Source organism: Lentzea kentuckyensis (genome assembly GCF_002150765.1).
GTDB classification, from domain to species: Bacteria; Actinomycetota; Actinomycetes; order Mycobacteriales; family Pseudonocardiaceae; genus Lentzea; species Lentzea kentuckyensis.
In genome coordinates this window covers 87,644-97,816 of sequence record NZ_MUYM01000033.1, presented here as the reverse complement: position 1 = coordinate 97,816, position 10,173 = coordinate 87,644, and the positions used below count along the sequence as shown (strand labels likewise).

Annotated in this window: 13 protein-coding genes; 6 read left to right on the top strand and 7 right to left on the bottom strand. The window is 68.4% G+C overall.

Annotated features, from left to right (window positions below):
* From B0F77_RS47930 to B0F77_RS17805, 4 genes are all read right to left on the bottom strand, one after another.
* Positions 1-1,098, bottom strand: a 1,098-nt coding sequence (locus B0F77_RS47930) for a WXG100 family type VII secretion target (RefSeq protein WP_425435669.1), incomplete at its 3' end; no start/stop codon positions are given.
* On the bottom strand, positions 1,098-1,400 hold the full coding sequence (locus B0F77_RS17815) for a type VII secretion target (protein WP_086664024.1): 303 nt from the start codon (positions 1,398-1,400) through the stop codon (positions 1,098-1,100). The genes B0F77_RS47930 and B0F77_RS17815, both read right to left, overlap by 1 nt.
* A 35-nt stretch (positions 1,401-1,435) precedes the next feature.
* Positions 1,436-1,963, bottom strand: a complete 528-nt coding sequence (locus B0F77_RS17810) for a YbaB/EbfC family nucleoid-associated protein (protein WP_086664023.1) — start codon at positions 1,961-1,963, stop codon at positions 1,436-1,438.
* A 143-nt stretch (positions 1,964-2,106) separates the two neighbouring features.
* A complete protein-coding gene (locus B0F77_RS17805; RefSeq protein WP_030466535.1) occupies positions 2,107-2,481 on the bottom strand; it encodes an FKBP-type peptidyl-prolyl cis-trans isomerase in 375 nt (124 codons plus the stop codon).
* A gap of 170 nt (positions 2,482-2,651) precedes the next feature.
* Here B0F77_RS17805 and B0F77_RS17800 point away from each other — a divergent pair, with 170 nt between their 5' ends.
* Together B0F77_RS17800 and B0F77_RS17795 are read left to right on the top strand one after the other, a co-directional pair.
* Positions 2,652-3,458 carry a S1 family peptidase gene (locus B0F77_RS17800; protein ID WP_086664039.1) on the top strand — a complete coding sequence of 269 codons (807 nt, stop codon included), beginning with the start codon at positions 2,652-2,654 and terminating at the stop codon, positions 3,456-3,458.
* Positions 3,459-3,521: 63 nt separating this feature from the next.
* Positions 3,522-5,474: a beta-propeller domain-containing protein gene (locus tag B0F77_RS17795; protein WP_086664022.1), complete on the top strand. Its 1,953-nt coding sequence runs from the start codon at positions 3,522-3,524 to the stop codon at positions 5,472-5,474.
* On the opposite strand, the gene B0F77_RS17790 is transcribed toward B0F77_RS17795, so the two are convergent.
* Positions 5,464-6,219, bottom strand: coding sequence for an EI24 domain-containing protein (locus B0F77_RS17790; protein ID WP_086664038.1), 756 nt, complete (start codon positions 6,217-6,219; stop codon positions 5,464-5,466). The two genes, B0F77_RS17795 and B0F77_RS17790, sit on opposite strands and share 11 nt — an antisense overlap.
* Positions 6,220-6,316: 97 nt before the next feature.
* Here B0F77_RS17790 and B0F77_RS17785 point away from each other — a divergent pair, with 97 nt between their 5' ends.
* From B0F77_RS17785 to B0F77_RS17770, 4 genes are all read left to right on the top strand, one after another.
* The gene (locus tag B0F77_RS17785) at positions 6,317-7,645 is read left to right on the top strand and encodes a helix-turn-helix domain-containing protein (protein WP_086664021.1); all 1,329 of its coding nucleotides are present in this window, start codon (positions 6,317-6,319) and stop codon (positions 7,643-7,645) included.
* 84 nt (positions 7,646-7,729) lie between these two features.
* Positions 7,730-7,891 (top strand): hypothetical protein, encoded by a 162-nt coding sequence (locus tag B0F77_RS47925; RefSeq protein ID WP_158102733.1) that lies wholly within the window; start codon positions 7,730-7,732, stop codon positions 7,889-7,891.
* A gap of 414 nt (positions 7,892-8,305) precedes the next feature.
* Positions 8,306-8,743, top strand: coding sequence for a nitroreductase/quinone reductase family protein (locus B0F77_RS17775; RefSeq protein WP_086664019.1), 438 nt, complete (start codon positions 8,306-8,308; stop codon positions 8,741-8,743).
* The gene (locus B0F77_RS17770) at positions 8,740-9,105 is read left to right on the top strand and encodes a TolB-like translocation protein (protein ID WP_086664018.1); all 366 of its coding nucleotides are present in this window, start codon (positions 8,740-8,742) and stop codon (positions 9,103-9,105) included. The genes B0F77_RS17775 and B0F77_RS17770 overlap by 4 nt, the downstream gene beginning before the upstream one ends.
* On the opposite strand, the gene B0F77_RS17765 is transcribed toward B0F77_RS17770, so the two are convergent.
* Both B0F77_RS17765 and B0F77_RS17760 read right to left on the bottom strand, forming a co-directional pair.
* Positions 9,076-9,996 (bottom strand): YihY/virulence factor BrkB family protein, encoded by a 921-nt coding sequence (locus tag B0F77_RS17765; RefSeq protein WP_245848345.1) that lies wholly within the window; start codon positions 9,994-9,996, stop codon positions 9,076-9,078. The genes B0F77_RS17770 and B0F77_RS17765 overlap by 30 nt on opposite strands.
* Positions 9,983-10,168: a hypothetical protein gene (locus B0F77_RS17760; RefSeq protein WP_086664016.1), complete on the bottom strand. Its 186-nt coding sequence runs from the start codon at positions 10,166-10,168 to the stop codon at positions 9,983-9,985. The genes B0F77_RS17765 and B0F77_RS17760 overlap by 14 nt, the downstream gene beginning before the upstream one ends.
* Positions 10,169-10,173: the final 5 nt, after the last annotated feature.

The window sequence follows — 10,173 nt, the reverse complement described above, 5'->3', positions numbered from 1 at the left end:
CGACGGCGACGAGCTGTCCGGTGTCCGGGAAGGACTTGGCGCGTCCGGCGTCGACGAAGGCGAAGAGGGCGACGACGAGGACGGCGAAGACGGAGAGCTGTCCGGAGAGGACGGCGACGACGGAGAGCTGTCGGGGGAGGACGACGGCGACGAGCTGTCCGGAGTGGACGAAGGCGAGCTGTCCGGGGAGGACGAAGACGAAGGCGAGCCGTGCCCGCCAGAAGGCGAGAGGTCCGGCGCGTCGGTGCGGTGGAACAGGCCGCCGGGCTTGATGGACTTCGTGGAGATCACGTCGAGGCCGGTCACCTTGCCGACCAGCTTGCCGACGACCTTCATGATCTTCGTGAAGATCTCGACCAGCTTGCCCAGCAGCGGCGAGACCTTCTTGATGGTCTTGATGAGCTTCTGGATCAGCTCGCCGATCCTGGTGGCCCACTTGGAGATCGCGGTGACGGCCTGCGCGACGATCACCGGCGTGCCGAAGCCCAGCGTGAAGACGGCTTCGAGGACCCACGTGATCAGCTTCGCGACCAAGTCGGCGATCAGGTCGCGCACCATCTCGCGCACGAACCCGACGACCATGCCCATCACGCCGACCACGGTGCCGACCGAACCCGCGGTGGAGGCGGCGCCGGACAGCGCGTCCAGCTGCTCGCCCGCGGCCTTGCGGTAGGCGTCACCGGCGGCGCCCGACCACGACGCGGTCTGGTCGACGGCGGCCTTGTAGTCCGCGGCGACCTTTCCGAGCTCGGCCGAGACGTTGCCCCACGTCGTGGAGTACGACTGGATCACCGGCGGGTCGCCCGCCAGCCAGTCCAGCGCCTCCTTCAACGGCTGCATGTGCTCCATCAGGAACGAGGCCGCGGAGGACAGCAGGGTGCCGAACGGGTCGATCGCCATCGAGGCGGCGTCCGCCACGAGACCGACGACGCCGAGGCCGCCCTCGATCCAGCTGCCCTCGGAGATGCCCTTGTAGGCGTCGACCGCGGAGTCGGCGATGGAGAAACCGGTCGCCCAGCCGTTGTCACCGGTGCCGGCGTTGAAGAAACCGGACGGCGCTGCCGGGGCCTGTGCCACCAACGGGTTCGGTGTGGACATCAGAAGCCCTTCAGCGACTTGGTGATCTGGTCCTCGACCTCTTGGTAGTGCTTCGCGGTCTCGGTGACCTTCTTCGCGGTGTTGTCCATCGCCTCGGCGACGCCCTTCAACGCGTTCATGCCCCACTGCTCAACGGGGTCGAGCAACATGCGGAACGGCTGGCAGATGATCCCGTACGCGTCGGTCGGCATCGACACGGTGTTCGCCGCGTCCAGCGCTCCCTGCAACCGCCCGTGCAGGCCCTCCAGGGCCTTGGCGTGCGCTTCCAACACGTCCGACGTGACGTGGAAACCGGAAGACATCGAGCCCCCTCAAGTTCGAGCAGCGGACAGAAAGATCAGGAGAGCACGGACTCTCCGCCGAAGTCGTCGTCGTCCGACGGGGGACGGCGGCGAGGCGGCGGCGGCGCGGCCGGCCTCGGGGGAGGCGGCGCGTCGTCCTCGACTCGGAAGTTCATCTCGTTGCGGTCGTACGGCGTGCGACCGGCCTCTTCCGCGGGCGGTGCCGGGAAGTTCTTCTTGGCCTCGTTGAACAACACGTTGGCCGTCTCGTCCTGCGTGCCGATGGTCTCGGCCATGGCTTCCTGCAGCAGTTCGGGAATCCGGGACTGCGCGCGCTGCAGCAGCTTCATGATCTCGCCGCTGATCTCGGACATGCGCTTGCCGGCGGCCGACTCGTTGATCACGAGGTTCTGCAGGATCCCGTTGGACCCGACCAGGATCTCGATGGAACCGTCCGGCGAGCGCTCGGAGATCGTCATCCCCTGCACGCGCGTCGCCATCTCCTGATAGCGCGCGGCGCGTTCCTGGATGTTCTGGTTCCAGTTCGCGAGCATCTGCTCGGACCCGGCGATGTCCTCGGGCACCGGTTATTCCCTCCCACAGCGGCAGCGGACTCAAAGGATGACGCAGCCGGATCCGATCTCGTTCCGCCCACGGGTCAAATCGGCCGTGCAGACCAACGGCGTCCCACCGATCGGAGCAGTGGGACGCCGTCAAGTCATGTGGACTAGTTCACGCCCAGCAGGTCGACGACGAAGATCAGCGTCTCGTTGGGCTTGATCACGCCGCCGGCGCCGCGCGCGCCGTAGCCCAGGTGCGGCGGGATGACCAGCTTGCGGCGGCCGCCGACCTTCATGCCCTGAACACCCTGGTCCCAGCCGGCGATGACGCGGCCGCCGCCGAGCGGGAACTGGAACGCCTCGCCGCGGTCCCAGGACGCGTCGAACTGCTCGCCGGTCGAGTGCGAGACGCCGACGTAGTGCACGGACACGAACTGACCGGCCGTGGCCTCCGCACCGTCGCCAACGGTGATGTCCTCGATCAGCAGGTCGGCGGGCGCCGGGCCGTCGTGCGGGTCGACCTCAGGCTTCGTGGGGGCCATCACAACTTCCTCTCGGAACGGGATTGTTCGCGCTCGATCCAATCACGCGCGTGTGGGCGCGGCCGAATGGCCTACGCGGACCAGCCCTTGCCCGTCTCGAAATCCTCTGTTGATCTGTAAACAACCTCCGGCCCTGCAACCGGGGGACACAACCGAACAAGGAGATGATCATGGCGGCAACCCTGCACCGCCTCCGGTCATGGCTGGGTGCGGCACTGGCAGCGGCGACGCTGTCGATGGCGTGCGTCAGCGTGGCCGAAGCAGCTCCAACCCCGACCACCGACGGTGAGTTCGGGACCCAGGTCGTGGGCGGCACGCGCGCGAGCACGTCCACCTACCCCTGGGTCGTCTACCTCGCGACCAGCAGCGGCTTCCAGTACTGCGGTGGCACGCTCGTCGCTCCCAACAAGGTCGTCACCGCCGCGCACTGCACCGTGGGCGACTCCGCCTCCGCGGTCCGCGTCGTGGCCGGCCGGGACGACAAGAACTCCACCGCGGGCACCGTCGCCCGCGTCACGAAGATCTGGATCCACCCGAGCTACACCGACGTGACCCGCGGCTACGACGTGTCGGTGCTCACGCTCGACCGCAACCTGTCGCAGACCCCGATCAAGTTCGCGACGAGCGCGGACACCGGGCTGTACGCGGCGGGCACCAGCTCGACGATCCTCGGCTGGGGTGACACCTCGTCCGGCGGTTCGGCCTCGCGCTACCTGCTCAAGGCCACCGTGCCGCTGACCAGCAACTCCACCTGCGCCAGCGCCTACGGCAGCCGCTTCATCGCCACGGCCATGGTGTGCGCCGGATACACCCAGGGCGGCACCGACACCTGCCAGGGCGACTCCGGTGGCCCGCTCGTGGCCGGTGGCAAGCTGATCGGCATCACGTCGTGGGGCGATGGCTGCGCCGACCCCGGCATCCCCGGCGTCTACACCCGCGTCTCGACCTACGCGACGCAGATCCAGGCACAGCTGTAACAACTGAGAACAAGGCCGGGAAGGGCGCGCAACCCTTCCCGGCCTTGCTTACGTCCTGGTGGCATGAACGGCAGAAAGCTGTTGGCCGGCGCCGCCGTGCTGGTCGTCGCCGGAGTGAGTGTGAGCTCCGCGGTGAGGGACGAAACCCTCACGCCACCACCGATCGTGGACTACGGGCCGGTGCGTCTGGTCGCGTTCGACTCGTGCGACAACGCACTGACCGAGCTGCGCAACGCCATGGCGCCGTACGTCAGCGCGTACGGCCTCGGGGGCCGTCCCATCATGTACGCCGAAGGCATGGCGACGGACAACAGCGCGGGTGTCGCGCCGAAGGCCATGCCCGACGCGAGGGCCGCCACGCCGCCAGAACAGCAGCAGGAGCACTCGACGACGAACGTCCACGAGCAGGGCGTCGACGAGCCGGACATCGTGAAGACGGACGGAAAACGCGTCTTCTCCATCGCGGACGGCAAGCTGCGCGTGATCGACGTGGCGAGCAGGAGCATCACCGGCACCGTCGATCTCGGCCAGCGGCACGCGAGCCAGCTGCTGGTCTCCGGTGACCGCGCGCTGGTGGTCGCGGAGAACCAGGGCCCGATCATGGAAAAGCCCGTGCTCCCGCCCGACCGCCCGTACGTCGCCGAGTCCGGCACCGAGCTGGTCCTCGTCGATCTCAAGGCGCTCAAGGAGATCGGCAGCCTCAAGACCGACGGCTTCTACCTCGACGCCCGCCAGATCGGCGGCACCGCCCGCGTCGTCGTCCGCTCGCAGCCCCGCATGCCGTGGGTCTACCCGGACGAGACGATCAACGAAGCGGGAGCGTCGCGGCGCAACAAGGAGATCCTGCAGAGCGAGCCGATCGGCACGTGGCTGCCGCGCTACGAGCTGAACCAGAACGGCGCCAGGTCGAGCGGCAGCCTCGTCGACTGCGCGAACGTCAGCCACCCCGTCGTGCACTCGGCGGCGTCGATGCTGACCGTGCTCACGTTCGAGCTGTCCGGTCAGCTCGGCACCGGCCAGCCGGTCTCGATCGTGGCCGACGGCGACACCGTCTACGGCACCGACCGCAGCCTCTACATCGCCGACGACCACCGCCTGCTGCCCGAACTCCCCGGCAAACCACCGGCGCAGCGGCCGATCACCACCGCCATCCACCAGTTCGACATCAGCCAGTCCGGCCCGCCCAAGCACGTCGCGTCCGGCGATGTCGGTGGCACGCTGCTGAACCAGTACTCGTTGTCCGAGCACGACGGCGTTCTCCGCGTGGCCACGACAACGGGAACGGAGACGCGTTGTTGCTGGCGCATGGGCGATATCGCGCCGCCGCAGCAACAGCAACCGTCGGAAAGCTTCGTCACCACTTTGCGCCGCAACGGAAACGAGCTGACCAAGGTCGGTCAGACCGGCGGTCTCGGCAAGGGTGAGCGCATCTACAGCGTGCGGTTCATCGGCAAGATGGGTTACGTCGTCACGTTCCGGCAGACCGACCCGCTCTACACGCTGGACCTGAGCGATCCCGGGCAGCCCAGGGTGATGGGCGAGCTGAAGATCAACGGCTTCTCCGCCTACCTGCACCCCGCCGGCGACGGCAAGCTGATCGGGGTCGGCCAGGAGGCGACCGATCAGGGCCGCACCACCGGCACGCAGGTGTCGTTGTTCGACGTGAGCAACCCCGCGTCACCGCAACGGCTCGCCCAGTACCACCTGCCGAACTCGAACTCCGAGGCCCAGTTCGACCCGCACGCGTTCCTGTACTGGCCCCAGGACGGCACGCTCGTCGTCCCGGTGTCGCAGTACAAGACGAACTACGAGGTCGCCTCGCTGGTGCTGAGGGTCGAGGGCAACCAGGTGCGCGAGACCGGCAAGATCGTCGAACCGTCCAGCCAGAACTACGGCGGCGGTGCCAGGCGCACGATGGTGATCGGCGACCAGCTGTGGTCGATCTCCACGGCGGGCGTGCAGGTCAACGCGCGCAACGGCCTGGCGCAGCAGGCCTGGCTGCCGTTCACGCAGTAGCGCGGTCCCCGTTGAGCAGGCGGTGCGCGAGCACCGTGCCGCCTGCCATCGCCGCCGGGATGACGATGATCGCGGCCAGCGGGATCAGGCACAGCAGGTAGGCGGGCACGGCGAACCCGAGCACCATCGACCGCCGGGTCGCGAGGATCTTCCTGCGCTGCTTGAACGAACGACCGCGGCGCGTGAACGGGATGCCGGTCAGCTCGATCCCGAGCAGGTAGCCGTTGATGCACACGGCCAGGACCGGCACCACGGTCTGCCCGACGACCGGGATGAACCCGCAGAAGAACAACGGGATCGCGAACAGGATCGAGACGCCGACCAGCAGCAGCGTGCCGCGCAGCCCCACCAGGAACCCGCGCCACCAGCCGACCTGCTCGGCCTCGGGCACGCCGCCGAGCTCGTCCTCGACCTCCTCGGCGATGTACTCGTAGAACGGGCCGCCGACCATGAGCGTGATCGCGGTGAACAGCAGCACGCTCAGGCCGAGGACCACCGCGATCACCGAAATTCCGACCGCGACCTCGACGACGCTCTGCCAGGTGTCGCTCCACGAGTCCGCGAACCCGGTGAGCCAGTCGGCGATCGAGTCGATGTACAGGAACAGCAGCACCCAGCCGGTGATCATCAACACCGCGGTGATGACCGCGGGCAGCGCTCCGACGAGCACGCGCTTGGGCGAGCTGAACACCAGCCTGAACCCGCGCAGCAGCAGAGCGACGCCGGCCCCGAAGTCCTTGATCACGCGCGCAGGATAGTCGGTGCGGGCTCCTCGGGAGACGAGGTGGAGCGAAATCGCGGGGACCGGCATGATGGCGAGCTGAGTGTGGGAGGCGTTGAGGTTGAGCAACCCAGCTAAGAACGCCGTCGTCGTCCCGGACGGGCCGCTGCCGATGCTGCCGCCCGCCGTCTGGGAGTCGCGGGAAGTGCAGGACGCGGTCGCCGCGGAGTCTCCCGGCGCCGTGGTCGCGATCGCGCGCAAGGCGCACGGCCTGCGTCAGGACGAGCTGGGCACTCTCGCGGGGTTCTCCCAGTCGGCGATCTCCCGCCTGGAGGCCGGCAGCAACATCGCCTACGACATGCGCGTCCTGCGCACGCTCCAGCAACTGCTCGGCATTCCCGCACATCTGCTCGGGCTGATCGACCGCACGGTGCCGATGCGGTCGGGCGAGGCGCGCAGGCTCGGTGCCGGCGGGCTGGACGCGGTGGCGAAAGACCTGGTCGTGGGCATGGAGGGCAAGGCGCTGATGGCGTTGTGCGCCTCCGCGGTCTTCGGTGCGGCGAACGGCAGCGGCGCGTTGGCCGACGACGCCGTGAGCCAGCTTCTCGTGCTGCGCAGGATCGTCAACGACGCGCACAACTGGCGCGGCACCGGTGCGCTCATGCCCGCCGTGCGCAGCATGTACGACTTCATCGACGTACTGCGCCGCAACGCGCGTGGCGACGTCCGTCGGAGGTTGCTCGGCACGGGCGCGATGTACGCCGAGTTCTACGGCTGGCTGCACGAGGAGACAGGCGACTTGCGCGGTGCGGGCGCATGGACGTCGCGCGCTCTCGAACAAGGCCAGGCGGCGGACGACCGGGACGTCGTCGCGTACTGCTACGTGCGGATGAGCCAGCTCGCCGAGGTCGAGGGCGACGACGACCGCGTCATCGGCCTGGCCCGCGCCGCCCAGCGCGAGACCGGGCTGAGCCCGATCGTGCGCGCGATGGCGTTGCGGCAGGAGGCCCGCGGTCTCGCGCGGGCGGGCCAGGACGCGTGCATGCCGCGGTTCGACCTCTCGCAGTCGCTGGTGCTCGCCGCGCAACGGTCGCAGACCGACGAGTACTCCATCGGCTACTGCTTCACCGAGCTGCACGTGCAGATGCAGCGCGCCGCCAGCATGGTCGACCTCGCCGACCACCGGCACGCCATCACCGCCTACACGGACCTCATGCCCAGGTGGGGCGGCATCTGCCAGTGGGAGCAGGGCGTCCACACGGCCAGGCTCGCCTACGCGTACGCGGCCAGCGGCGACGTGGAACAGGCCGTCAACTTCGGGTTCGCGGCGCTCGACCTGGCCCGCGCCACGGGCTCGCAGCTGATCGTGAACGAGCTGGACAAGCTCGACCCGTGGGCCGCGTCGCCGGCGATCGCCGAACTCGCCGCCGAGGTCACCCACCTGCGTTGAGCCGCGTATGCGAGTTCCGCATACGAGAGCTGTAAATCGTCTGTAACCCTCCCGATTTCCTCCTGCGGCCCGCACGATCTAGGTGTGATCGACCTAGCCGAACGAACGCCGCGATCGGACGAGGTCAGCGCCGAGAAGTTCTGCGCGGCGGTGGCAGAGCGGAACTCGGGCCCATACCGGCTCAGGTTCTACGCCACCACACACGCCGTCGTGTGTGTGGTGGACGACGCCGAGGTGAAGGCATGAGCACTCAAGAACGAACGGGAGCGCGCATGCCGGTATTGCTGGTCCGCAAGCGTGCGGGTGTCGTAGGAGAGACACAACGCACGTGCCACCTCGTACCCATGCCCGATGACGACGACCACACGCCGCACGCGCTCACCGCGTACTGCGGCGAACTCATCCACCGCGGTGAGGCCGAACTGCTCGCGCAACCATCCGGTATGCCGTGCGTGGGTTGTTTGTTTCGCGTCCCGATGCCACGTTCTGGGGAACTAGGCGCCCAGGACTGGTGACGCCAGTTCGGCAGCGACCGCACCCGCCCGTTGCGCGGTGCCTGAAGCCTGTGCTCCTCAACGCGAGATCCCGGTCGGGGCACAGAGTCGTAAAAGTCCGCGGGAACGTCCCACCCGGACGATCAAGCTGGCTACCTTTGGCGGTATGACGCACGGCAATTCTCGTCCCACCGGGTTCGAGCGGTTCGCGAACAAGCTCGTTGGCGGTCTCGTGAAGCTCGGGGTGGGGCCCAAGGGCATGCGCACCCTGTCCGTGCAAGGCCGCAAGAGCGGCAGGTGGTACAGCACGCCGGTGAACCTGCTGGACCTCGACGGCACCCGTTACCTGCTCGCGCCGCGCGGCACCACGCAGTGGGTCCGCAACCTGCGCGTGGTCAGGTCCGGTGAGTTGCGGCGCGGCAAGTTCGTCCAGACCTTCCAGGCGGTCGAGCTGCCGGACGAGGCCAAGCCGGTGATCATCCAGGCCTACCTGCGGCGCTGGCACTCGCAGGTCAAGCAGTTCTTCCCCGGCTTGGACGCCTCGACACCGCTGGAAACGCTGCTGGCCAGGGCCGGCGACTATCCCGTTTTCGAGCTGACATGAGGCTGTTGGCGGCACTGGCCGCCCTCCTCCTCGTCCTCACCGGCTGCGGCAGCGACCGCGAGGACCGGTTCGCCCGGCCCGGCGCGCCCAAGGCGTCACCGAGCGGGAAGTTCATCGCGCACGCCGAGAGCGCGAGCGAGGTGTGGGTGACCGACCGCGACGGCGGTGACGTGTTCCGCAAGTCTTACGAGTACGCCACGAGTTCACGCGCCGACGGCATCGGCGTGGTGTGGCTGTCCACGAAGGACCAGTTGTGGGTGCTGGTGCCCGGCGACACGAGCGAGCGCATCGAGGCCGGGCCGGACGGCAAGTGGATCGCGGTCGAGGCCGAGCTACCCGGGGAGATCACGCGGCTCGGGTGAGGCGTCCTGCTCGCCCTGCGCGAGCCGGCGGCCGCGCTCCAGTTCCGCGTCGAACTCGGCGCCGAGCAGCACGGCGATGTTCGAGATCCACAGCCACACCAGGAAGACGATGACGCCACCGAGCGAGCCGTAGGTCTTGTTGTAGGAGGCGAAGTTCGCCACGTAGATCGCGAAACCGACGGTCGCGAGCGCCCACAGCACGATCGCGAGCAGGCTGCCGGGGGTGACCCAGCGGAAGCCGGGCTGCCGGACGTTCGGCGCCGCCCAGTACAGCACCGCGAACGCGAGGCTCACCAACAGCAGGATGACCGGCCACTTCACGATGTCCCACACGGTGACGACCGTGTCGCCGAGCCCGATCGCGTTGCCGACCGTGTCCGCGACGCCGCCGGTCAGCACGAGCGCGCCCAGCGTGAGCGACACCAGCACCACCGACCCCAGCGTCAACAGCAGCCGCAACGGCACCGTCTTCCAGAACGGCCGGCCTTCTTCGACGTCGTACACGGCGTTGCACGCGCGCATGAACGCGCCGAGGTAGCCCGACGCCGTCCAGAACGCGGTCAGCAGAGCGATGATGCCGAGCAGTCCGGCGGTGCTCTGGCCCTTCCGCAGCTCGCCGATGGACGACTTCACCAGCTCGCCCGCCTCACCGGGGGCGACCTGGTCGACGTACTTCAGCAGCTCCTGCGTCGTCGTGTCGCCGAGCAGCGCGAGCACGGACGTCAGCACGATGAGACCGGGGAACAACGACAGCACCGCGTAGTAGGTGAGCGCACCGGCCCAGTCCGTCAGGTTGTCGTCGTTGAACTCCTTGACCGTCCGTTTGAGAACGCCCCACCAAGCGCCCTTGGACAACTTGGTGGGGCGGTCGACCGTCTTACCTGCGGGCACGGCGCCAGCTCCACGAACGGCTACCGGTGCCGACACCGGCCAGGTGCAGCGCGAGGAGCAGCAACCCGAGCGTGACGAGGGTGCCAGTGGTGATCGCGCTCCCGAGCGACACGTCCGCGAGGTCGAACAGCAGGGCGAGGCCGAACGCCACCGCAGCGATGATTGCCAGCACGTGTA

Coding starts and splice junctions, on each gene's coding strand:
- B0F77_RS17800 (WP_086664039.1), top strand. CDS start 2,652: ATGGCGGCAACCCTGCACCGCCTCCGGTCATGGCTGGGTGCGGCACTG.
- B0F77_RS17770 (WP_086664018.1), top strand. CDS start 8,740: ATGAGGCTGTTGGCGGCACTGGCCGCCCTCCTCCTCGTCCTCACCGGC.
- B0F77_RS17815 (WP_086664024.1), bottom strand. CDS start 1,400: ATGTCTTCCGGTTTCCACGTCACGTCGGACGTGTTGGAAGCGCACGCC.
- B0F77_RS17775 (WP_086664019.1), top strand. CDS start 8,306: ATGACGCACGGCAATTCTCGTCCCACCGGGTTCGAGCGGTTCGCGAAC.
- B0F77_RS17795 (WP_086664022.1), top strand. CDS start 3,522: ATGAACGGCAGAAAGCTGTTGGCCGGCGCCGCCGTGCTGGTCGTCGCC.
- B0F77_RS17805 (WP_030466535.1), bottom strand. CDS start 2,481: ATGGCCCCCACGAAGCCTGAGGTCGACCCGCACGACGGCCCGGCGCCC.